At 51.9% G+C, this 23080-nt stretch carries 28 protein-coding genes; 3 read left to right on the forward strand and 25 right to left on the reverse strand.

Annotated elements, in window-relative coordinates:
- Positions 1-5 precede the first annotated feature (5 nt).
- The 19 genes from argR to UCI88_RS02585 form a co-directional block, all read right to left on the reverse strand.
- On the reverse strand, positions 6-461 hold the full coding sequence (gene argR, locus UCI88_RS02495; RefSeq protein ID WP_044504422.1) for an arginine repressor: 456 nt from the start codon (positions 459-461) through the stop codon (positions 6-8).
- Positions 433-1047 carry a tRNA 5-(aminomethyl)-2-thiouridylate-methyltransferase MnmM gene (gene mnmM, locus UCI88_RS02500; RefSeq protein WP_256179769.1) on the reverse strand — a complete coding sequence of 205 codons (615 nt, stop codon included), beginning with the start codon at positions 1045-1047 and terminating at the stop codon, positions 433-435. Before mnmM ends, argR begins: the two co-directional genes overlap by 29 nt.
- Positions 1040-1912, reverse strand: a complete 873-nt coding sequence (locus UCI88_RS02505) for an NAD(+)/NADH kinase (protein WP_044504424.1) — start codon at positions 1910-1912, stop codon at positions 1040-1042. Before UCI88_RS02505 ends, mnmM begins: the two co-directional genes overlap by 8 nt.
- Positions 1913-1922: 10 nt before the next feature.
- Entirely contained in the window at positions 1923-2726 is an 804-nt protein-coding gene (locus UCI88_RS02510) for a TlyA family RNA methyltransferase (RefSeq protein WP_330023969.1), read from the reverse strand.
- A gap of 21 nt (positions 2727-2747) precedes the next feature.
- Positions 2748-3632, reverse strand: a complete 885-nt coding sequence (locus UCI88_RS02515; RefSeq protein WP_044504426.1) for a polyprenyl synthetase family protein — start codon at positions 3630-3632, stop codon at positions 2748-2750.
- Complete coding sequence (gene xseB, locus UCI88_RS02520; protein WP_044504427.1) at positions 3629-3871, reverse strand: exodeoxyribonuclease VII small subunit; 243 nt, start codon at positions 3869-3871, stop codon at positions 3629-3631. The genes UCI88_RS02515 and xseB overlap by 4 nt, the downstream gene beginning before the upstream one ends.
- Positions 3852-5066, reverse strand: a complete 1215-nt coding sequence (gene xseA / locus UCI88_RS02525) for an exodeoxyribonuclease VII large subunit (RefSeq protein WP_230198094.1) — start codon at positions 5064-5066, stop codon at positions 3852-3854. The genes xseB and xseA overlap by 20 nt, the downstream gene beginning before the upstream one ends.
- Entirely contained in the window at positions 5063-6013 is a 951-nt protein-coding gene (locus tag UCI88_RS02530; RefSeq protein WP_330023971.1) for a tRNA (adenosine(37)-N6)-threonylcarbamoyltransferase complex transferase subunit TsaD, read from the reverse strand. The genes xseA and UCI88_RS02530 overlap by 4 nt, the downstream gene beginning before the upstream one ends.
- Positions 6013-6459: a transcription antitermination factor NusB gene (gene nusB / locus UCI88_RS02535; protein WP_044504430.1), complete on the reverse strand. Its 447-nt coding sequence runs from the start codon at positions 6457-6459 to the stop codon at positions 6013-6015. Before nusB ends, UCI88_RS02530 begins: the two co-directional genes overlap by 1 nt.
- Before the next feature lie 20 nt (positions 6460-6479).
- Positions 6480-6776: an Asp23/Gls24 family envelope stress response protein gene (locus UCI88_RS02540; RefSeq protein WP_044504431.1), complete on the reverse strand. Its 297-nt coding sequence runs from the start codon at positions 6774-6776 to the stop codon at positions 6480-6482.
- Entirely contained in the window at positions 6769-7137 is a 369-nt protein-coding gene (locus UCI88_RS02545) for an Asp23/Gls24 family envelope stress response protein (RefSeq protein ID WP_256179767.1), read from the reverse strand. Before UCI88_RS02545 ends, UCI88_RS02540 begins: the two co-directional genes overlap by 8 nt.
- 95 nt (positions 7138-7232) lie before the next feature.
- Positions 7233-7790: an elongation factor P gene (efp, locus tag UCI88_RS02550; protein ID WP_044504433.1), complete on the reverse strand. Its 558-nt coding sequence runs from the start codon at positions 7788-7790 to the stop codon at positions 7233-7235.
- 13 nt (positions 7791-7803) lie between these two features.
- On the reverse strand, positions 7804-8871 hold the full coding sequence (locus UCI88_RS02555) for a M24 family metallopeptidase (RefSeq protein WP_044504434.1): 1068 nt from the start codon (positions 8869-8871) through the stop codon (positions 7804-7806).
- Positions 8872-8964: 93 nt separating this feature from the next.
- The gene (locus tag UCI88_RS02560; protein WP_044504435.1) at positions 8965-9672 is read right to left on the reverse strand and encodes a pseudouridine synthase; all 708 of its coding nucleotides are present in this window, start codon (positions 9670-9672) and stop codon (positions 8965-8967) included.
- Between the two features lie 8 nt (positions 9673-9680).
- Positions 9681-10334, reverse strand: coding sequence for a histidine phosphatase family protein (locus tag UCI88_RS02565; protein ID WP_044504436.1), 654 nt, complete (start codon positions 10332-10334; stop codon positions 9681-9683).
- A gap of 110 nt (positions 10335-10444) precedes the next feature.
- On the reverse strand, positions 10445-11197 hold the full coding sequence (gene cobS, locus UCI88_RS02570; protein WP_256179766.1) for an adenosylcobinamide-GDP ribazoletransferase: 753 nt from the start codon (positions 11195-11197) through the stop codon (positions 10445-10447).
- The gene (gene cobU, locus UCI88_RS02575) at positions 11194-11772 is read right to left on the reverse strand and encodes a bifunctional adenosylcobinamide kinase/adenosylcobinamide-phosphate guanylyltransferase (RefSeq protein WP_256179765.1); all 579 of its coding nucleotides are present in this window, start codon (positions 11770-11772) and stop codon (positions 11194-11196) included. The genes cobS and cobU overlap by 4 nt, the downstream gene beginning before the upstream one ends.
- On the reverse strand, positions 11769-12260 hold the full coding sequence (locus UCI88_RS02580) for a MogA/MoaB family molybdenum cofactor biosynthesis protein (protein WP_044504439.1): 492 nt from the start codon (positions 12258-12260) through the stop codon (positions 11769-11771). The genes cobU and UCI88_RS02580 overlap by 4 nt, the downstream gene beginning before the upstream one ends.
- 17 nt (positions 12261-12277) lie before the next feature.
- Entirely contained in the window at positions 12278-12895 is a 618-nt protein-coding gene (locus UCI88_RS02585) for a hypothetical protein (RefSeq protein ID WP_230198096.1), read from the reverse strand.
- Between the two features lie 156 nt (positions 12896-13051).
- Here UCI88_RS02585 and UCI88_RS02590 point away from each other — a divergent pair, with 156 nt between their 5' ends.
- Entirely contained in the window at positions 13052-13495 is a 444-nt protein-coding gene (locus UCI88_RS02590; protein ID WP_044504441.1) for a hypothetical protein, read from the forward strand.
- A 23-nt stretch (positions 13496-13518) separates the two neighbouring features.
- Complete coding sequence (locus UCI88_RS02595; protein ID WP_256179764.1) at positions 13519-14478, forward strand: exonuclease domain-containing protein; 960 nt, start codon at positions 13519-13521, stop codon at positions 14476-14478.
- 82 nt (positions 14479-14560) lie between these two features.
- Here UCI88_RS02595 and rpsD read toward each other — a convergent pair whose 3' ends face one another.
- Positions 14561-15148 (reverse strand): 30S ribosomal protein S4, encoded by a 588-nt coding sequence (gene rpsD, locus UCI88_RS02600; RefSeq protein ID WP_044504444.1) that lies wholly within the window; start codon positions 15146-15148, stop codon positions 14561-14563.
- A 285-nt stretch (positions 15149-15433) separates the two neighbouring features.
- Between rpsD and UCI88_RS02605 the strand changes: the two genes are divergently transcribed.
- Positions 15434-16030: a nitroreductase family protein gene (locus tag UCI88_RS02605; protein WP_044504445.1), complete on the forward strand. Its 597-nt coding sequence runs from the start codon at positions 15434-15436 to the stop codon at positions 16028-16030.
- A gap of 81 nt (positions 16031-16111) precedes the next feature.
- Here the strand turns inward: UCI88_RS02605 and UCI88_RS02610 are convergent, their stop codons facing one another.
- The 5 genes from UCI88_RS02610 to UCI88_RS02630 form a co-directional block, all read right to left on the reverse strand.
- Positions 16112-16423 (reverse strand): GNAT family N-acetyltransferase, encoded by a 312-nt coding sequence (locus UCI88_RS02610; protein ID WP_255304061.1) that lies wholly within the window; start codon positions 16421-16423, stop codon positions 16112-16114.
- Position 16424: 1 nt separating this feature from the next.
- Positions 16425-17006, reverse strand: coding sequence for a histidine phosphatase family protein (locus UCI88_RS02615; protein ID WP_044504448.1), 582 nt, complete (start codon positions 17004-17006; stop codon positions 16425-16427).
- A 167-nt stretch (positions 17007-17173) separates the two neighbouring features.
- Entirely contained in the window at positions 17174-20704 is a 3531-nt protein-coding gene (gene nifJ / locus UCI88_RS02620) for a pyruvate:ferredoxin (flavodoxin) oxidoreductase (RefSeq protein ID WP_256179763.1), read from the reverse strand.
- Positions 20705-21031: 327 nt separating this feature from the next.
- Positions 21032-22198 carry a class I SAM-dependent methyltransferase gene (locus UCI88_RS02625; protein WP_044504451.1) on the reverse strand — a complete coding sequence of 389 codons (1167 nt, stop codon included), beginning with the start codon at positions 22196-22198 and terminating at the stop codon, positions 21032-21034.
- Between the two features lie 17 nt (positions 22199-22215).
- Positions 22216-23067 (reverse strand): bifunctional 5,10-methylenetetrahydrofolate dehydrogenase/5,10-methenyltetrahydrofolate cyclohydrolase, encoded by an 852-nt coding sequence (locus tag UCI88_RS02630; protein WP_256179762.1) that lies wholly within the window; start codon positions 23065-23067, stop codon positions 22216-22218.
- Between the last annotated feature and the right edge of the window lie 13 nt (positions 23068-23080).

Consider the following 23080-nt stretch of genomic DNA (forward strand, 5'->3'; position numbering starts at 1 on the left):
GAACCTCATTCCTTCATCAACGATACGATCAATTTAATCAATTTAGGAACTGTTTCTGTGTCTTTCACAATGAGCAGGACCGTGTCGTCGCCGGCTAAGGTACCGATGACGTTTTCCCAGCGGGCATGGTCCATAGCAGCGGCAATATGGTTGGCCGATCCCGGCAGGGTATGGACGATGATCTGATTGTAAGCCGAATCGACGCGGACGATGGAGTCCTGGAAGAGACGGGCCATGCGGTTCTTGGACATGAGCATGTTCTGTTCCGGCGACAAAGCATAGCGATAATGGCCGTCACTGGTCGGGACCTTGATCAGCATCAGTTCTTTGATATCACGGGACACCGTCGCCTGGGTGACTTCAATGCCTTCTTCCTGCAGTGCCTTGGCTAATTCCTCCTGTGTTTCAATCGGTCTGGACTGGACAATCTCTTTAATCTTTGTGTAGCGAAATCTTTTCATAATGACCTTTCCCTCTCTTCTGTACGACATATAATAAGGGCGGACAGTGGACCTCATTGATGGGTTTCCACGACGAGACGTGAAAGGCCCCTTGGGGTACGTCCTTCAAAAATGATTGCAGCGCTCTTTCTTCCTGAGCGCCGGCCTCAGTACCGGGATAAGCTGCTATTATAATTATCCCATTTATCGCAATTTTATTCAAGCCTATTTTTAGAGCCCTTAGTGTTATTTCATAATCCGTATGGATATGATGGTCTCCGGACGGCAAATAGCCCAAATTGAATACCATGACATCGATGCCGTCAGGGACCGTTTCCAAGAGTTCGTCATGAGAGCCACACTGGCAGCGGACATCGCGGTCGGTCAGCTTTTCTTCCAGAAGCCGCTGTTTCGTCCGTTCAACGGCACAGGGCTGTATATCAAAGGCATAGAGGACGGCATCGGCCGGCATGAGTTTTGCCAAAAAAGCCGTATCATATCCGTTCCCACAGGTCATATCGACAATCACTCCGGCCCGGTGGACATAGGGATCGAGGAGCATGTGCGATACCGTAACGGCATTGCGGAATGGATACATATCAATCATTTCCCATCATCTTAGTAAATAAATTACTATAAAAATAATTTTGGTTAAAACGAATCAGTTTCAGTACGTGATCGGCTTTTCGGATTTCAAGGGTCATATTGCCCATCAATTCCTGATCCATCACGCCGTCAACGGAGACGCGGACGCTGTTGCGGCTGTGGGCCGACGTGACTGAAATCTGATCGTCGTCGCGCAGGACCAGGGGTACTTTCAGGAGCAGATGCGGACAGATTGGCGTTACCATGATGCAGGGCACACTCGGCGCTGCAATGGGGCCGCCGCTCGAAAACGTATAACCCGTGCTGCCCGTCGCCGTCGATACGATGAGGCCGTCACCGGGATACTGCTGAATAAAATGACCGTTGATGCTGAGGTCGACGCGGATCAATTTGCCGACATTTCCGTGGCCGATGACGATATCATTTAAGGCATCGGGAAGAGACTGAATCATACCGTCTTCGTAGCACAGATCGGCATGGAGCATCATCCGTTCTTCGAGGAAATATTTTCCGGCCAGGATATCGTCCAGACGCTGTTCGAGGTTCCGCGTTTCGACTTCATAGAGGAACCCCAAGGAACCGAGGTTGATGCCGCAAATGGGGACGTCTGCCGAAGCAAATTTATTGGCCATCTTAAGAATCGTCCCGTCGCCGCCGAGAACCATGGCGATATCGATGGTGTCGTAAATCGTCATTCGCGGCCGGAAATGGTCGGCTGCAATTTCCTGATAGGCCGGCTGACAGCTCTCACTGACGTAAGCCGGCAAGTAGTATTCAAGACCCCGGGCTTCACAAATCCGGATGAGTTCTTTGACGATCGCTGCGCTTTCGCGTTTAACAAGGTTCGGAAAAATACCGATACGCATGAGAAATCACCTACATTTCATGAGATTTACCGACAATATCTTCGACGACGTCATCGGTGATATCGTTGTGACAAGGTTCATCTTTACGGCTGTACAACAGATATTCGATATTGCCGTCGGCCCCCTTTATCGGGGAAAACGTGAGCCCCAGCGGCGACAGCCCGTTTTCGGCGATGCCGTCGACGACGCGGCGGATGACGTCACGATGGACGGTGATATCGCGGACGATACCACCCTTGCCGACGTGTTCCCGCCCGGCTTCAAACTGAGGTTTTATAAGGGATACCATGACGCCGCCCGGTGCCAGAAGGGGCACGACGGCCGGCATGATTTTGAGGAGGGAAATAAAGGAGACGTCGATGGAAATGAAGTCCACGGGCTCGCCGATATCGGAAACGGTGACGTTGCGGATATTGGTCCGTTCCATATTGACAACGCACTCATCGGTCCTGAGTTTCCAAGCCAACTGACCGTAGCCGACGTCGACGGCAAAGACTTTCACGGCGCCGCGCTGAAGGGCACAGTCTGTAAAGCCGCCTGTCGAGGCGCCGATATCCATCATCGTCTTTCCCGTAAGGTCGATGGGAAATATTTCCATCGCTTTTTCTAATTTCAGGCCGCCGCGGCCGACGTAGGGAATGGGATTGCCTTTGACGGTGATTTCTACGTCGTCGGCCAGTTTGGTACCGGCCTTATCGACGCGCTGATTGTCAACGAAAACCAGGCCGGCCATGATGGTAGCCTTGGCTTTTTCCCGACTTTCAGACAAGCCGCGGTTGACGAGGAGTACGTCCAGTCTTTCTTTATGCTGCATACGATCTTACCTCTCCTATCATTAATGGACCCGGGTCAGCAGGTGTTCGACGAGTTCCTTCAGGAACCAGGCCTTGTCCCCTAAGGGTTCAAGGGCCATAACGGCTTTATCAGCCGCATCGCGCGCCATTTTCCGCGCTTCTTCGAGGGAAAATATGGTGACATACGTCGCCTTGTCGTTTTTAAGGTCGCTGCCGACAGGTTTTCCCAAAAGGGCTTCGTCGCCGACGACATCGAGGATATCATCGGTAATCTGGAAGGTCAGTCCCATATAGGTCGCGTATTCATCGAGGGCCTTTCGGACGGCCGGTTCGGCCTCAGAAACGATGGCCGCCATATCGATGGCCGCTTTGAAGATGACTCCCGTCTTAGAACGATGGAGGAGTTCCATCCCTTCCCGACCGATTTCCATCTTGCCGTCTGACGCCAGGTCAAAGGCCTGACCGCCGACCATGCCGGAAGGACCGGCTGCCTCGGCAATGACGGCAATACAGCGGTTCAGTTTATCCGGATCCATGTCCTTCTGACGAGCCAGGAGTTCAAAGGCAAAGGTCAAGAGGCCGTCACCGGCGAGAGTGGCAATGCCCGGCCCGTACATAACGTGATTCGTCGGTTTGCCCCGGCGCAGATCATCGTTATCCATGCAGGGCAAATCGTCGTGAATCAAAGAATAGGTATGGATACATTCCAGGGCACAGGCCATTTCCGTATAAGGCGCCGCATCATGCCCCAAGGCTTCGATCGTCGCCAACATGAGAACCGGGCGGATCCGTTTGCCGCCGGCCATGAGGCTGTAATTCATCGATTCATACAAGGTCCCAAACTGGGGCTGCTTCGTCTGAAGAAGCTGTTTAAGGACTGTTTCGATATGATTCTTTTTATCGTTCAAATAGTCTTTAAACATCATAAGTCCAGCACTCCTTCTGCCACATCAGCCGTTTCGTCGCCTTTATCGACCATGGCCGCTGCTTTCTGGCGGGCATAATCCAAGGCGTCTTCGCAGTCCTTGGACAATTTAACGGCCTTTTCATATAAATCGAGGGACTGTTTAAGCGTCAAATCCGGCGCTTCGAGGTCGCGGACGAGCTGTTCCAGTTTCTCGTAATTGCTTTCAAAATTTTTCAGTTTATCCGTCGTTCTTGCCATATCGCTTCACCTCTTTCACGTCTGTCACAATCGTACCGTCGACGAGCTGTATTTCAAGGGGTTTGTCGGCGGCTACGCTGTCGATGGCGGTAATGATTTTTCCGTCCTGTACGAGCTGGCCGTAGCCGCGGCGCACGAGGTTTTCCGGATTCAGGCCGTCCAGGCGGCCTTTTAAGGCCAGAATTCTACTCTGTCCTTGTTCGAGCTGCCGCTGCCACTGATGGCCGGCACCTTCCATGAGCAAGGCCAATTGAGCCTTTTTCATTTCCAAAAAGCGTTCATAGTGCGGCAGGTTAAGCCGACCGGCCGCGGCGTCGACGCGGCGCTTTTCACTGTCGATACGCCGCACAATGATGTCATACGCCCGTTCCGCCAAGGCGGCTAAGTCGAGCTGGGCTTCCTCAAAATCAAAAAAAGCCAGTTCTGCCGCATGGGTCGGTGTCGCCGCCCGTACATCGGCGGCATAGTCGGCCAAGGTCGTATCCGTTTCATGACCGATGGCCGTAATAACCGGGACCTTAGCCCCATAGATGGCCTTTACGACAGCCGGGCTGTTGAAGCACCACAGGTCTTCCATCGATCCGCCGCCGCGGCCGACGATGAGAATGTCCAAGTCTTTTCGCTTGCCCATCTCATCGATGGCGGCAGCAATGGTCTTATCGACGCCTTCTCCCTGGACGGGGATGGGTCGGAGGACGATGTCGGCAAAGGGATTCCGTTCTCCGGCAATGCGGCGGATATCATGGAGAACAGCACCGGTCGCTGAAGTCAGGACCCCGATGCGCCAGGGAAAGCGAGGCAGTTCTTTTTTATGGGAACTGTCGAAATAGCCCTTGGCCTCCAGGTCTTTCTTAATCTGTTCGTACTGAGCCTGGAGGGATCCCGTCCCCTGGGAAAAGAGCTGTTCAATGATAAAGGACAGGGCGCCGCCTTTTTCATAGACGTTGACGGCGCCGATGACGACGACGTGATCCCCTTCGCGCAGGGCCCTTACGGCAGCCGTAACCCGACTGCGAAAGACAATAGCCCGTAGAGAACAGGCTTCATCACGGATATTCATATAATAATGGCCGTTAGATGCCTGCTTCAAACCGATGACGTTGCCTTCCATGGCAATGCTCTGCAGTCGGTAATCCTTCTGTATATCCTCTTTAATGCGGCGGACGACGTCCGTAACCGATGCATATTTCATCATTTCTTCCCTTCCTGTAGGGCCGCCCAAAAAGCAGCTCCCGAAGCATTGTCGGCACTGAATCCGTCCTCGGCAAGGTCGAGTCGGATGTGCTTTTTTTTGCAGTATGTGCCCAGTTCTTGGCGCAGATAGGCATTGGACATGACGCCGCCGGCCGCGACGAGGTGGGTCATGCCGTCAGAGACGGCGTAATCGAGGAGGCGATGAAGTCCCCTCCAAACCGTAGCCAGCGTCCAGCGGCAGAGTCGAGGTATATCGGCGTCCCCGTCCTTTAAAAACCGCTGACCCTGTGATTCGGGACCGGAAAAACTGACTTCACCGTCTTTAAAAAAGACCGAGGCTCCTTTGAGGGTTCCCGAAAACGACTGTGCCATCTTATCGACGTGGACACCGGCCGGAAATGGCAGATTCATGGCGACGCCCATGCGGTCGATGAACTGGCCGGCGCTGATGTCGCTCGTACCGCCGATGCGGGTGATGTCAAGGCCTTTATCGTCGACAACGGCCCGGACGAGCTCCGTCGTACCGCCAGAGAGATGGATACCGTAAAAAGGCTCTTTTTCGATTTTCCCCAAACTGCGAAGAACAGCCAGCAAATGATTTTCCTGATGGCTCAAGCGGTATAAGGGTACCTGTAAGACGGCCGAGAGAGCCCGGGCATACCCGAGGCCTGCCAAAAAAGCCGGCATATACGAGTCGTCCCGGCGCCGTGGCTGGTCGGTCACGGCAATAGCCCGAATCCGGCGCGTCTTCAGTACTGCTGCCGCCCGTTCAAAGAGAACCGGCAGGTTGCGCGTATGCTGATAGACCATGTTCGACTGGGACAGGCCGCGGCCGCCTTTGGGAACCGTCAGGATGATCCGTTCATCAGCAGCGACGCCATAGGTTTCATCGACCAGGCACAGGGACGTCGTATAGCAGCTGGTATCGATACCGAGATAGGTATCCATCAGTCTTTCGACCTTACGTAAGCGCCGAGGATGCCGTTGACGAATTTCGCCGACTTATCGCCGCTGAATTCCTTGGCCAGGATAATGGCTTCATTGAGTACAATGGACGGCGCCAACGTTTCTTTCGGGTAGACCAGTTCGCACAGAGCCAAGCGCAAAATATTGCGGTCGATGCGGTTCATCCGTTCAATTTCCCAGCCTTTGACGAAGGGACGGATGATGTCGTCCAATTCAGCACGATGAGCCGTCGTCGTTTCGACGAGGTACTGGCTGTACGTATGCCGTTCCGATTCACTGAGTTCCGGACCGTCTTCAGTCAGCATATCCGTCGTGATGAAATCGCTTTCCATGATTTCATGTTCGTGGTACTGAATGTCGTTTTCTTCGTGAAATTCACGGGAATATAAGAGTTCGAGCGCCTCTTGGCGCGCTTTATGTCTGCTCACAAAAAACCTCCTGTTGGTAACTAATCTGCCGGCGGCAGTACCAAATCTTCTATAGTAACAGAAATATCAAGGCCCTTCGGGTCGGCCATATCCTGCACAGCCCCGGCGGTACACTTTTGGATGGCGAGGGCCAACTCATGCAGGTTAACACCATAGACAGCACGGATGCCCAAGCGAAGGGAGACACTGCCGTCTTTTACGGAAACACTGCAGCGGGTCACGGCCGTGACGCCGTCCACGTCTTTGGCCGCCGTTTCGGCAATGTTGCGCAGGGCCTTATCACTGACGGCATAAGCAAAGTCCTGATTGTCATCCATCTTGACCGGCCTCCTCGAAAACCACTTGCTGGACGATGATGTGAACGGCCGCAACGGGGCAGGCCGTCGCCTTTTCAACGGCGTCTTTGACCGTCTTTTGGACTTCCAAGGCGACGTCAGGGATGCGGCAGCCATAGCGGATGAGCAGCCGGACGGTCAACTCAATCACCTGTCCGTCAATGGAGACATCGACACCGTGATTAGGCCGTGTCCGGCCCAGTTTTTCAGCCGCCGCATCGGCAATATTCGTTCCTAAAGCAGCGACTGACGGAACCTTGGCCGCCGTCAGCGAAGCAATGGCGGCAATGACTTGTTGGGAAATGTGAATACTCCCCCATTCATTGACTTCTGTCGTTTCCATGGACATCACCTCTTTCATCCAAAAAAAGGGGCTGTCGCACGCGCGAAGCCCCTTGAATACCCTATGCTAGCGGCTAACACGGTAATCCGTTAACCTTAAGCTCTGCCGATATACTGGCCGGTTCTCGTATCGATTTGGAGAACTTCGCCTTCATTGATAAAGAGCGGTACTTTGACGACATAACCCGTTTCAAGCGTGGCCGGTTTGCTGCCGCCGGTAGCTGTATCACCACGGACGCCGGGGTCGGTTTCGATGACTTTAAGTTCAACGGAAGCCGGCAAATCGATGCCGATGACCTTGCCTTTGAACATCATGACCGATACATTCATTTCTTCTTTGAGGAAGTTAGCTGCATCACCCAAGGCATCTTTGTTCAATTCAATCTGTTCATACGTTTCATTATCCATGAAACAGTACATGCCTTCATTTTCATAAAGGTACTGCATCTGGCGGCGGTCGACGTGGCCGTCCTGAACCTTTTCGCCGGCATTCCATGTGCGTTCGATAACGGCACCGGTTTCGAGGTTTTTAATCTTAGCGCGTACGAAGGCAGCGCCCTTACCCGGTTTTACATGCTGAAATTCAACAACCTGCCATACCTGGCCGTCGATTTCAATCGTTACGCCTGGTCTGAAATCATTACTTGTAATCATGTCTAAACTCCTCCTATAACAGCTCCATCAATTCTTTGGGTGTTTTGGTTAAAATTTCACAGCCGTCGGCTGTTACGGCAACGGAATCCTCAATGCGGACGCCAAACTTGCCTTCTATGTACAGTCCCGGTTCGACCGTGACTATCATATTCTCTTGTAAGACACCGGTCGAGCGAGGTGACAGCACCGGCTGTTCATGGATTTCAAGCCCCGTCCCATGTCCCAGGGAATGGGTAAAATATTGACTGACGTGATAGCGGGCAAAATAATTGCGAACGGCATAGTCAATGGCTCGGCAGGAGCTCCCCGCTCTTACCAGCGATACGCCCATCTGCTGCCCTTCTAAGATGAGATTGTAGAAATCCTTTTGAGCCTCTGTCGCCTTGCCGACAACGACGGTACGGGTAATATCGGAATGATACCCATCCCAAACGGCACCGAAATCAAAGGTAACGAAATCGCCCTTTTCAATGACCTTGGAGCTGGCTGTACCGTGAGGCATGGCCGAGCGCTTGCCCGAGGCGACGATCGTCGTAAAAGATTTTTCTTCAGACCCGAGAAGCAGCATATTGCTTTCAAGTCTGGCGGCCATTTCCTTTTCCGTAACACCCGGCTTGATGTAAGGCAGGAGGTCCGAAAAGGCCTTGTCGGCGATCTGACTTGCTTTGCGTGTCGCTTCCAGTTCGTACGATTCTTTGACGGCCCGAAGATGGGTCAAATCGCAGGGCAGGAAGCCGCAGAAGGCCCCGTCGGCAATGGCTTCATATAAATAATGGGTCAGAAAATTTTCTTCGTAGGCCGCAACACCGATTTCCATCTCCGTCAGGGATTGGCGTATGGAGCGGGCCAAGGCCCCTTGATGATTTTCGATGTCATACCACGAGCCCGACTGCTGTGCGGCCTGTTCCGTATACCGGGAATCGGTCCACAGTACGGCCTTATCAAGGCCGATGACCAAGGCCCCTTCGCCGCCGGTAAAACCGCTGAAGTAACGCAGGTTTTCGGGCTGAACGATAATGGCGCCGTCGGCATCGTGTGCTTCGAGGAAGGCACGCAAATCGGCAATTCGTTGTTCTATCATACTATCACCTTATATTAATTCAATCATATTTTATAATACCATATTTTATCTTGCCTGAAAAGGAAAAAAATCAAAAGGATATATTCTCCATTATCACGATAAGCTGTCTCGTTCGTCATCCGTGAGCGGACGAAACTCACCGGGGCGCAGCCCTTCGTCGAGAAAGACCGGACCGATAGATTGGCGATGGAGTGCCGTCACCGTAAGTCCGACGGCAGCACACATGCGTTTTACCTGGTGGAATTTTCCCTCTTCAACGACGACGGTAATGGTGTGTTCCCCCGTCTTTTCCGCAGTTGCCGGCAGGCATTCGAGACCGTCAGAAAGGACGATTCCAGAAGCGAAGCGTTCCCCTATATCAGAGGGAATATCGCCTTCGACGACGGCTTCATAGCGTTTGGGCTGATGTTTCTTCGGCGACGTAATGCCATGGGCCCAGGTTCCGTCATTGGTCAAAAACAAGAGGCCCGTCGTATCTTTATCCAACCGGCCGACGGGAAACAGGCGGCTTCCCTGATACCGGCGCGGCAGGAGATCCAAGACCGTCTGCGACACGTTGTCTTCCGTAGCCGACACGACGCCGGCAGGCTTATAGAGCATGAGATAAATATATTCTTCATAAGATACAATCTCTCCGCCGACGGCGACGACGTCCGCTTCCGGATCGACCTTACGACTGCTGTCGCGGCAGATGGCACCGTTTATCGTGACCTGACCGCTCTTACATAAGTCTTTTAATTCCTTTCTCGTCCCCCAGCCCGTATGGCCCAGGAGTTTATCGAGACGCATCGCCTTTCCCATAGGCGCTCCTATAAAGAAGGCATCTTGTCCCACTGGGGCAGATAGCCGGCCGTACCTTCTAAATGACGGGTGCTGTTGAGGAGGGTCAAGACGTTGCGGTCGCCGTAATATTCGACGACATTGAAGGCCGTATTGAACTGTTGGAAGCACCAGATACGGCGCATATCGAGGCCTAAAAGGCCGAAGAGGAGGCAGCGGATGGCCGCTCCGTGGGAGACGATGAACACGCTGTCGCCGTCCTTATGCTTGGCCAGGATGTCTCGGGTTCCCTTTAAAATACGATCCCGGACCTGGCAGAACGATTCGCCGCCCCGAGCCGGCAAGGTCCCGTCTGACGCGTAGACCGCTTCCAGCTCGCCCGGCCACTTGGTCGTAATCTCTTCATACGTATGGCCTTCCCATTCACCAAAATCGGCTTCCTTCAACGATTCATCTGGGATGACCGACAAGCCGTGCGGCGCCGCTACGCATTCCGCCGTGGCCATGGCCCGCTGGAGGGTACTGCTGTATACGGCATCGAGGTGGGTATGGCTGAAAAAGTCACCGAGGTGTTTGGCCTGTTCCAGCCCGTGGGCATTGATGGGTACATCGGTAGAACCTTGGTACCACTGCTGTACATTTCCGTCCGTTTCACCGTGACGCGCTAAATATAATGTAATCATGAATATCCTCCATTATCGAAAATTCATCTAAAAAGCTTCGTGTCGTCCCATCCTTACAAAAAGGACGGACGCCGGAAAATAAGCGCCGTCCCAAGCGAGAGACATAGATATTATAACAGGAAATGAACGGCCTTGCTACCGATAACGACGAGAAGAAGCAAAACCATTTCACTGCCTTCGATGACGGCGCCGTACGTATCGCCTGTGACGCCGCCGAGTTTTCGGCTGATGCCGTGGTTCACCCATAGGGACAAGATCATGGCCGACCCTAAGAGGGCCAAATAAAAAGGCCCGCAAAGGAATACGGGCAAGAGAGCCAGCATCAAGGCCTTCGCCGTCGTATAGGGCGGACCATAGGTCACGAAGGCCTTTCCCAGTCCCTCTTTACGGGCATAGGGAAACTGGAAAATACTGATCAGCGTTCCGAACCGAGCTGCTGCCGGAATGGCCACGAGGCTGAAGACAGCGGCTTTCGGTTCGAGCTGACTCAAAAAAGTCACTTTTAAAAGGACCAAAAAGACGAAGGCCATGACGCCGCCAGAACCGACGCGGCTGTCCTTCATGATGTCCAGCATCCGTTCCCGGCTGCGGCCGGAAAAAAGACCGTCAGCCGTATCCATATAGCCATCGGCATGGAGTCCCCCGGTCAGGTAGAACCAAAAGGCCACGACCAAGACGGCGCGGCCAAAAGGATCCAAAATAAACGACAAAGCGCCGTACAAGGCGGCCAATAAAAGGCCGATGATAAGGCCTACGAGAGGAAAGAACATCACTGAACGGCCAAAGTCTTCGTCCGTCCAAACATCCTGCGACGCCAGGTGGATCCGCGATAAAAATTGCAGGGCTATCAGAAAGGCTTTCATGGGTTCACCTCCGGCAGGATCACGGCCCGATGCTTCCATTCCGTCGTAATGCCGCAGACCGACACGTAGACTTCATCGGCCTCGCTGGCCGCTTCCTGATTGATGCGGCCCATAATATCCCGATAGAGACGGCTGACATGCTCCATGGGCACGATGCCGCTTCCCAGTTCATTGGTAACCAAAACAGCCGTTACACCGGCCCTTCGAAAGGCCTTCAAGATGGTCCTAAGCTCCGTCAGAGCCCCATCCAGGAGAACATCGTCACTCTCTCCGTCATGGTCCCACAGATAATTTGAAAAATAAATCGTCAGGCAGTCGACGAGGACGACATCGGCCTGCTTACAAAGGTCGTCGACGACGTCGGGCAAGTGACGGGGAACTTCCCAAGTCGCCCACGATGCCGGCCGGCGCTTCCGATGAAGGGCGATTCGCCGGGCCATTTCATCATCAGAAACGAAAGCCGTCGCCACATAGGCATGACGGCCGGGCAGGACCGCAGCATAGCGCTCTGCAAAGTCGCTCTTGCCGCTCCGGGCCCCGCCCGTTACCAATACCAGTTTCGACTTCCCCATCATTTCTTGATTTCCGAATACAGATGGAACACTTCGGGCAGGACGATTTTTTCCATGCCGATTTTAATCAGGCTGGGAAGGGCCGGCAGGCAGTAGACCTGACACTGGTGGATGATGCCGGCCGTCGCCCGATAGGCCATAGCCTGAACGCCGCAGACCCGCCGATAGGCAAAGTAAGTCATCATTTCGCCAAAGGCCGGAATCGTTTTATCGAAGAGGGCTTCCACGGTCTCAACGGTCACGTCCCGTTTGGCAATCCCCGTACCGCCGCTGGTAATGACCAGGTCAACACTGCATACCCATTCATGGAGATGGCGTTCAATTTCGGCCCGGTCGTCCTTCACGATCTGATAGTCGACGACTTGGTGGCCGTGCTGTGCCAACAGCGATTGAATGAGCAATCCGTTCGTATCGTCGGAAAAGGTACGGCTGTTGCTGATGGTAAGAATGGCTGCCCGCAACGGGTGTTCTTCTGTTTTTTTGTGATTCAAAGTAAAACCCTCCTAACTCAGGACTCGTACGATGCTGCGATGGAAAAGGGGTCTTGTCCTTCTAAGAGTCCCTGGAGAAAATAAGGAATAAACATTTCGCTGACAACTTGCTTGTCATAGTGCCGCTCTTCGTTGCCGTCGGACACGGTAATTCCCGTTCCGATTGCCAGTCGGACGGCACACTTCGGACTGCCCGTCGGCAAGATATCCCCGTGAGCCCAAAGGACGGTCGCCATAGCCCGCCAAGGATAGGGATCGTCTTCATCCTCGTCGCATTCGGCAACTTCTGCCGCCACGATGAGTCCGTTTTCCCGAGCCAGTTCCGCCGTATGGAAGACGAACTGTGTATATTCATCTTCTGACGTCGCCGCCGCTTCCGAAATATACAGCAAGGGGAAATCTTCCCATAAGACGTGTTCCGAAATAAATTCTTCCGTCGGCGCAATATCGGCTTCTTCTTCGACAAAAGACGTATGCAGGTTGTAAGCCGCACAAATCTCTTCCGCATTGTCGCCGGCGTTGAGCGGATAGACGTGAAACCCTATTTTTTGGAACCCTTCGGTCACGTGAATATCCAGCCCGTGTTTCGATTCATCTTCCTGCCAAAAGACAAAGGGCAGTCCAATGTATATCACATCCACTATTATCACCTCTATACTTATAGTATTCGACCTGATCTGTCTAAACTCCTACTTCTACAATATATATTCTTGTATTGTCTGTCAATTCCTATATAATATATTTATAGCTAATACGGCCTTTCTAAAAAGGCCAGAAAGGAAGTATGCCTTATGTTCAAAAAAACGGCCAGTCTTGCCGTCTCCTTCTTCTTTTTGTTGACCCTTTTCGCATCGGCGAATAATTTTCTCGACAACAATCCCCGCTTCGTCCAAGTCGGCCACGACGATACGACGGAATCGTACATCGACATGAATACGATCCAGTCCGTTCGCTACGATCCGCCGTACTACATCATCCGGGCGACGGTCGTGACGTACGATTATGCCAACAATACCTTACAAGGATATGATAACAATTTTTTCTACAATTTTAAATCCCAATCGGTAAAAACGCAGACCTTAGGCGACGTCGGCTACGACCCTGCCGGTAATATCCTGTCTACCCTGGCCCTGGCTAACCCGGAAGTCAAGACGACAGACCGCCTCTCGGCCAACGGCAATGCAGCCAATCGTGCCTTCCGAGCCTGCTACAACATGAATTTTTTCCAAGAATAATACACTGAAAAGGATTGATAGTTATGGATTCCCTCATCCACATCGTAACCACCGTCGCGACCATCATCTTCATCGGCGCCGTTCTCTACTCCCTGACGTCGGCCCTTAGAAAAAAGCGGCGCAAGGCAAAGTATGAAAAAGACCTGGTGACCAAGGTCCACGTAAAAGTCGACAATCTCCACCAATACGACATCAAACCGGAAAAGGGCTACTACAAGTATCCCCTTGTCGAAAAGGGAAAACTCCGTCGCTTCCCCCAGCACTTTACGAGTATCGCCATCGAGCTTGCCAATGAGCAGCCTTACTCCATCTGTCTCCTGGCTCTGGCCGAATTTGATAAGGGCGAGATAAAAGACACGCGGTACTTCTACATCCGTCCGCCTGAAAACAACTTGTCCGCTACGGGAGGCCGACATCGCTGGGAAGACTTGTCTAAAGCCGATGAGTTCGGCGAATACTGGCAGGCCGGTCTTGAAAAACTCATCGAAGGCAAGACCCTCATCGCCCACAACGCCCCCTTCGTCCTGGGCTGCCTGACCCATGCCCTTCACATTTACGGCATCAAGGCCCCGTCCTTCCGCTATGCCGACACGATGGAAGCCGCCAAAAAATACTACCATTTCTCTTCCAATAAGATCGAAAACATCTGCGATGAAATGGACATCAAGACCGAGGAAGGCAATCTTCTCAGCAAGGCCATCGGAATTGGGAAATTCTTCCTGGAGGCCAAGAACGACTATCCTCTCTACCTGCCGTCTCTGACCTACATCGAAAAAGAACCGACCGATGACGATCGAAAAGCGGCCTACATCGCCGCCGTCGAACGTGAAGAAGGTACGCCGGAAGAAATGGCGGCCCCGGAAAAACCGGATTTGGCTCTCGTTAAAGACCTGGTCGACACGGGATGCATCACCGCGGGGAAACAGTCCGGCACCTACTATGCTGCCGACAAAGGCCTTGCTCTATTAGAACAGGCCGACTGACTTCAAACCGAATTCTTATTTTGCACATCAAAAAAGCGCTGTCTTTGAAAGACAACGCTTTTTTATCATACTCAAATAATTCTTATTTGGAGTACAATTCGACGATCAGTGTTTCGTTGATTTCTACAGGGATTTCGTCGCGTTCAGGCATACGGGTAAGGGTGCCTTCGAAGCCATCGAAATTCTTTTCAACGTAGGGAACGTCGAATGCTTTTAATTCCTGGAAGGATTTCTTGTACATTTCGTTCGAACGGGAATCTTCTTTCAATGTGATAACCGTACCAACTTTTACGTGTGCCGACGGAATATCGCAGCGTTTGCCATTGACCAAAATGTGGCCGTGGTTGACCATCTGGCGTGCCTGGCGGATAGAGTTAGCAAAACCGATGCGGTATACTAAGTTATCCAAACGGCATTCCAACAATTTCAGCATGTTCTGGCCCGTTACGCCTTCCATCTTCTTGGCTTTATCATAATAACGGACAAACTGACGTTCGAGCAAATTGTAGTATGCGCGAAGTTTCTGTTTTTCCAATAACTGCGTGCCATATTCAGACATTTTTTTCTGACGCTGATCTTTACGTACGCGTTTTAATGCCTTAGGGTGTCCGTACACATTAACTCCGAACCGGCGACATTCCTTAAAACGCGGGTCTCTCCTCGTTGCCATTTTCTACATCACCTCATATTAGTAATTCAAAAAAATAAATTTTGCTCACGCAATGTATTAATGTTACCACAGGGACATAGGGCCTGTCAAGTGGCTTGGGGCGTCTTTTCCGACCGGTTTCCAGGCCTCCAAAAAGCTGCCGCTAAAAGTATAGCTCACCCTATCAAAAAAAGAAAGGTCTCTTCATAAATTCTGAAGAAATCTTGACTTATATCGTACAAGATGCTATACTAGCTTAAAATAAAAGAGATTCATTATTAATTAATAAAACTCAGGAGGTGCCTTATGAATAACTTCACGACAGCCGTTACCAATCGGCGCACAAACTATGCTCTTAGTAAAGACGTTTCTATCTCCCAGGAAACGATTATAAAGACGATTGAAGACATGGTCCGCGAAGTCCCGTCGGCTTTCAACATGCAGTCCGGCAAAGTCGTCGTCGCCTTCGGTGAAACCCACGATAAGATTTGGCAGATCGCCATGGATACCCTTCGCGGCATCGTACCGGCAGCTAATTTCGCTGCAACGGAAGAAAAAATCAATTCCTTTGCCGCCGCGTACGGCACAGTCCTCTATTTTGACGATATCTCCATCGTTGAAAAATTGGCCGACCAATTTCCGCTGTATGCACAGAACTTCCCCATCTGGGGGCAGCAGGCTAACGGCATGATGCAGTTCGCCATCTGGACCGCCCTTACTGACCTTGGCTTAGGTGTCAACCTCCAGCATTACAATCCCCTCATCGACGATGAAGTCAAAAAATTGACCGGTGTGCCGGAAGAATGGAAACTCATCGCTCAGATGCCCTTTGGCCATCCCTTACAGAAACCGGATCCGATCGAAAAGGCTCCCATTGAAGAACGGGTCAAGATTTTCAAATAAGACGCATATCACTCACTCTCCCATCATAACATAGAGAAGGCTCCCTGCCAGGCAGGGAGCCTTTTTCGTTATCGTCGTTTACTATCCCAAGAGATCCTGTTCCTCTGTATGGCGCTTAAACCAAGCTTGGGCATAGGTGCAGCTGGTCGCCGTCTTTTTATTGCGCTTACGGATTTCATCGGCAGCGGCTTTGACCAATTTTCCGGCAGCCCCTTGGCCGCGCAGGCTGTCATCGACGAAAGTATGGACGATGTCATAGTTGCCGTCGTCACGCTGGACGAAATCGACTTCACCGACGACCTTTCCCTGTTCATTTTCGATCCAAATCTTATGGTCACTGTATTGTAATTCCATGTTAAAACACTCCTTTCGCAAGGGATGATGAAAAACCAACCTACCAGTTCATGGTAACCTCGATGATCTGCCCGTTGCGGACCGAACGGCTGCGCCGGAAGGCTGCCATATACTCCTCGACGGGAAGGTTCGGATTTTCATAGACTAAGAGAAAATTCCGTATGAACTGGGCATGGGTAAAGACTACAATAAATTCTTCCGGGCGCCGCTTCAAAAGGGCCAGTGTCCGCTGAATGCGCTCGATGAGATTTCGATAGCTTTCGGCCCCTTCTCCATCGACGTAATCGGGATCGAGATTACGCCAATAGTCGATGACTCTGGGCCGCCGCTGGGCCGATGTCGTCCCGACACAAGTGGCCGGCGCCAAATAGACAAATTCATGGACGACATCCCAAATCCCCGTGGCCGCATCGGGAAATCGGCCGATAGTATACATGGCCGTCTGCTGTGCCCGAAGATACGGTGAGGTCACGATGAGATCCGGCTGTTTCGGTATTTGCAGGGCCAGGGCCTGAGCCTGTTTCAGTCCCAATTCGGACAGAGGAATACTTTTGTGATCGTCCGTCGCTTCACCGGCATTGGCAATGCTCTCGCCATGGCGGATGAGCCATATCCTCTTCATAGTAACCACCTGCTTTCTGTTTCATTGTATCACAAACTGTGCGTTCTTTGGAAGGAAAAAGGAGCCCCATACAAAACGAAGGCTGCCGGAGCAGCCTTCGCCTTGGGGTATGTATATGGTTTTGAGCGTGAATCTATAGACTGAGCAAATCTATAGTCGTGCAAACATTATTTATCGGCCAATTCTTTGTATACTTCGTATTTCTTAGCAGCAAATTCTTCGGCCTTGGCAAAGAGTTCTTCGGCAATTTCCGGGAAGGTACGCGTAAGGGCTGCGTATCTCGTTTCGCCGAGGAGGTAATCGCGGAAGGACTGGGTCGGTTCCTTGGAATCGAGGATGAACGGATTCTTTCCTTCTTCCTTAAGGAGCGGGTTGTAGCGGTAGAGGTGCCAGTAACCGGCTTCTACGGCGCGTTTCATTTCATTCTGAGCGTTGCCCATGCCGCCTTTGATACCGTGGTTGATGCACGGTGCGTAAGCGATGACGATGGACGGACCGTTGTAAGCTTCAGCTTCTTTAACGGCTTTGATGAGCTGGTTGGCATCAGCGCCGAGAGCGACCTGAGCGATATAGATATGGCCATAGGTCATGAGCAGACGGCCCAAATCTTTCTTGTTGAACTTACGGCCCGAAGCTGCGAACTGAGCGACAGCACCGATCGGTGTAGCCTTGGACGACTGACCGCCCGTATTGGAGTAAACTTCCGTATCGACGAGCATGATGTTGACGTTGGCATTGGTAGCCATGACGTGGTCCAAACCGCCGTAACCGATGTCATAAGCCCAGCCGTCGCCGCCGTACATCCAAATCGTCTTCTTGATGACGTGTTCTTTATGAGCCAAGATGTCTTTCTGAAGGTCAGCTGCTTTGCCGGTCAGCTTCGCTGCCATCAATTCTTTGAGGTACGTCCGGCTGATGCCTTCCGTAACTTCACCTTCGTTGGCGACACCGATAGAATCGAGCCAAGCTTGGATAGCATCGTGGAGAGCGCCTTCCGTCAGCGGCAGGAGTTCTTCCGATTTCAGGATGATTGCTTCGCGCTGCTGATCCATGGAAAGGGACATACCGAGGGCAAATTCAGCATTATCTTCAAAGACCGAGTTCGACCAAGCCGGACCGAAACCTTCGTGGTTCGTCGTATACGGAATGCTCGGCATAGCAGAGCCCCAAGCCTGGGTACAACCCGTTGCATTGGCAACGATCATGCGCGATCCGAAGAGCTGCGTTAAAAGCTTCATGTAAGACGTTTCGGTACAGCCGGCGCAGGCACCATTGAACTCGAGGAGCGGCTGGTTGAACTGGCTGCCTTTAACGGAGAATTTATCGAGACCCGTTTCTTTTACCGACAAGGTAAGGGCATAGTCAAAGTTTTCACTTTCATGACGCTGGGTATCGAGGGGTTTCATGGTCAGAGCCTTAGCCGGACAAGCGTTTGCACAGGCGCTGCAGCTATAGCAGTCGAGAGGCGAAACCTGAATGCGGAATTCATAATCTTCGAGGCCTTTGCCGATGGCTTTTTTGGTCTTGAAGCTTTCCGGGCTGTTGGCTTTTTCTTCAGCCGTCAAGAGGTACGGACGGATGACAGCATGCGGGCAGACCAGGGCGCAGCGGTTACACTGAACGCACTTGTCGACATCCCATTCAGGAACCTTGGAAGCGACACCGCGTTTTTCGTACTGCGTCGTGCCCAGCGGATAGGAACCGTCAGCGTAAGGAACGAATTCGCTGACCGGAATCGAATCGCCAATCTGAAGGTTCGACGGTTCGACGACGTTCTTAATGAAGTCAGGAATATTGCGCGTATCTTCGACGACCGGATCGGACGGGAGGTCTTTCCATTCTGCCGGGACTTCGACTTCGACGAGGTCAGAGATGCCACGGTCGACAGCTGCCTGGTTCATGGAGATGACCTGTTCGCCTTTCGCAAGGTAGGTCTTAGCGATAGCGTCTTTCATATGTTTAACGGCATCATCGATGGGCATGATGTTAGCCAGTTTGAAGAAGGCTGCCTGGAGGACCGTATTGGTACGGTTGCTGCCGAGGCCGATTTCTTCGGCAATCTTAGTCGCATTGATGATGTAGAATTTTACGTGGTTTGCAGCCAGTTGGCGTTTAACCTTGTTGCTCAGGTGGTTGGCGACGTCCGCTTTATCCCAGTTGCAGTTGAGCAGGAAGATGCCGCCTTCTTTGATTTCGCTGACGATGTCATAGGTGTCCATGTAAGCCTGTTTATGACATGCCAGGAAGTCCGCCGCTTTTACGTAGTACGTAGCCCGGATCGGGTTGGTGCCAAAGCGCAGGTGCGACTTGGTAACGCCGCCGGATTTCTTGGTATCGTATTCGAAGTAAGCCTGGACGTACATATCGGTATTATCGCCGATGATCTTGATGGAGTTCTTGTTGGCACCGACAGTACCGTCAGAACCGAAGCCCCAGAACTTGCAGCTGATCGTCCCTTCCGTATCGACGGCAATAGGGATATCCGGCATGGAGAGATGGGTTACGTCATCGATGATGCCCAAGGTGAAGTGGTTCTTCGGCTGGAGGGCTTCCATGTTGTTGAATACGGCGTTGATGGCTGCCGGCGGAACGTCTTTCGACGACAAGCCATAGCGACAGGCTAAAACAGTAACGTCCTGTTTAATGTGAGATACAGCAGCGCAAACATCTTCGTAAAGCGGTTCGCCCAAGGCGCCCGGTTCTTTCGTGCGGTCCATAACGGTAATCGTGCGAACCGTATCCGGCATAGCTTTCATGAAGTGTTCGAGGGAGAACGGACGATAGAGACGTACTTGGAGGAAGCCGACTTTCTTGCCGTCTTTGCTGAGTTTATCGATCGTTTCCTGGATTGCGCCGGTAACGGAACCCATAGCGACGACGACGTGTTCAGCATCGGGAGCCCCGTAGTAATCGAAGAGATGGTACGGACGGCCCGTCAGTTCTCCGATCTGATCCATGTAGTCCTGAACAATGTAAGGCAGACGCTGGTACCAGAGGTTGTTAGCTTCGCGGGACTGGAAGAACATATCCGGGTTGGTAACGGTACTGCGCATGACCGGATGTTCCGGGTTGAGGCCCGTGTGTTTGAAATCATAAAGTGCTTTGCGGTCGATCAATTTGCCCAATTCTTCGGCCGGCAGCATCTGAATCTTTTGAATTTCGTGAGACGTCCGGAAACCGTCAAAGAAGTGCATGAACGGTACGCGGCCTTTGATCGTTGCCAAGTGAGCGACAGCTGCGAGGTCAGCACATTCCTGAACACTGGCACTGCAGAGCATGGCCCAACCGGTGTTGCGACAGCCCATAACGTCAGAATGGTCACCGAAGATAGACATGGTGTGAGTCCCTACCGTACGAGCTGCGATGTGCAGGACGATCGGTTTCAATTCACCGGCCAGACGGTGCATGACCGGGATCATCAGCATGAGGCCCTGAGATGCCGTAAAGGAGGTACAGAGGCTGCCCGTTTCGGAAGCGCCGTGAGCGGCACCGATAGCACCGGCTTCGGACTGCATTTCAACCAACTTAACGGTCTGGCCGAATAAGTTCTTACGGCCGTTGGCTGCCCATACGTCAACGTGTTCAGCCATCGGAGACGACGGAGTGATCGGGTAAATAGTTGCGACTTCGGTAAAGTTATAGGCCACGTGTGCCGCAGCTTCGTTACCATCCAAAGTTTTTACGATTTGCTTAATCATAAAGTACACTTCCTTTTCTTAAAATGAACATAAATTTAATCCGGACTCGTATAACGTTTAACGTTTCTATGCTTTTAGTATAGTCGTTGGAGCTATAAAAGTCAAGCATAGTGTTAATGCCATTTTATCATCGATACGTGTATAGTTATACGTTTTACGTAAACACTACGTAAATAGTTAAAATGGTACGTCCACTCTGGAAGTCTGCCGCAGCAGGCATATTTATGCCAAAAGAGAGGACCTTTTGTGATAGTTATGTCACAAAAGGTCCTCTCTCAGTGGATATTCGATTTTTCTCGCTTTACAAAGAAGTACTATTGAAGTCCATTAGTACCAACGAGTCATAGGCAGGTCGTTCTTACTTCCCTTGGTCATCAAGATCTGATGAAGATCGATATTGCCGATGTAGAAGGAGACGGCGCAGCCGCAGAGATAGAGATCCCACATGCGGGCAAATTCTTCGCCTCTGGCAGCGATGACTTCGTCGCGAACCTTCTGGAAGTTGTCGAACCAGCACATCAACGTCTTGTAGTAATGACGGCGCAGGCTTTCGACGTCGATGACCTGGAAGTCATTGTCATAAGCAAGGCTTACGATTTCACGGAGCGACGGCAAGGTTCCGCCCGGGAAGATGTATTTTCTCATCCACGGGTTGCCGATGCTTTCGTCGTGGCCGCTGATGTAGTGGAGCAGGAACATGCCGCCGTCTTTTAAGAGGTGGCTGGCCGTTTCCATATATAAAGGATAGTTGGAACGACCGACGTGTTCCAACATGCCAACGCTGACGATGCGGTCATACTGGCGGCCTTCGGCAACGAGGTCGCGGTAATCGACGAGGTCTATCTGAACCTTATCCTGAAGGCCCATGGCTTCAATCCGTTCCTGGCCTTTCTTCCACTGTTCCTTACTCAACGTGCAACCATAGCCTTTAATACCGTATTTCTTAGCGGCTTCGATGAGGAGGTAGCCCCAGCCGCAGCCGATATCGAGGAGGGTCATCCCTTCTTCAAGGGCCAGTTTTTCCAAAATATAGTGGACTTTATTGTGCTGAGCCTGTTCCAGTGTGTCGTCGTCCTTTTTAAAGTAGGCGCAAGAGTAACTCATGGACGGATCGAGCCATTTGGCATAGAAGTCGTTGCCTAAATCATAGTGCGACGAAACCTGCTGCTTCTGAGCGCTCTTCGATTCCGACGGATAGAGCAGACGCTTAAAGAAGGATTTATCCAGCGAGAACTGACTGTTTTGCGACAAGAGGCAGCGCAAGGCCGTGAATAAGTCTCCTTCGATTTCCACATCTTTGCGCATATAGGCTTCACCGAGAGCCAGTGACGTCGAAGCCAGGAGCTCTTTCTTCGGGATGTCTTTGTTGATGACAATATTGAACAAGGGCGTTCCTTCGCCAATGGTATAAGTCTTATCGTGAAGTCGTACGGTAAAACAATCTCTATCGAAGCGACGTAAATAATGAACTAGAAAATTATCTAAAATATTCATAGATACTCCCCTCTCTGTTATAAAATAGATTCTGTCCGGGCGATGCCGCAGACGACGTTTTCAAGAATCATCATCGTCGTCACGGCGCCGACACCGCCCGGAACGGGCGTGATGGCTCCGGCACGAAGAGCGGCGTCTTCAAAGGCGACGTCGCCTACGGTCTTACCGTCGACGCGGTTGATGCCGACATCGACGACGACAGCACCGGGTTTTATCATATCGCCGGTGACAAGGCCGGCCTTGCCAGCCGCTGCCATAATGACATCGGCCCTTTGGCAGACGGCCTTGAGATCATTCGTCCGACTATGGCAGACGGTCACCGTCGCATTGCGTGAAAGACAGAGCTGAGCCAGCGGTTTTCCGACAACATGGCTGCGGCCAATGATGACCACTTCTTTTCCGCTCAGCGAAATATGATAATAATCGAGGATAGCCATGACAGCCTGAGGCGTGCAGGGTACAAATCCGTCCCTTCCCGTATACAGATTGGCAATATTAGCATCAGTCAGTCCGTCGACGTCTTTTGACGGATCGATGCGATTGATGATGCGCTGACTGTCAATTGATTTTGGCAAGGGCATCATCAACAGGATGCCAAAGACCGACGGGTCCTCATTGAGCCTGTCGATGAGGAGCAAAAGCTCGTCTTCACCTGCCCCTTCCTTCTCCTGACAGATACGGGCATTGAGGCCGACGGACTCGGCAGTCCGCTTCATGGACGCCGCATACATAACCGACGGCGCATCGTCACCGACGACGACGATGGCAAGTTCAGGATCAATCCCCTTTTTTTCCTGAACATCCTGTATCTGTTGGGCAATGCGCTTGCCATGAAAGGCCGCCACATCTTTCCCATTGAGTAATTGCATGATATTCCCCCTA

The sequence above is a fragment of the Megasphaera massiliensis genome (assembly GCF_036305205.1).
GTDB classification, from domain to species: domain Bacteria; phylum Bacillota; class Negativicutes; order Veillonellales; family Megasphaeraceae; genus Megasphaera; species Megasphaera massiliensis.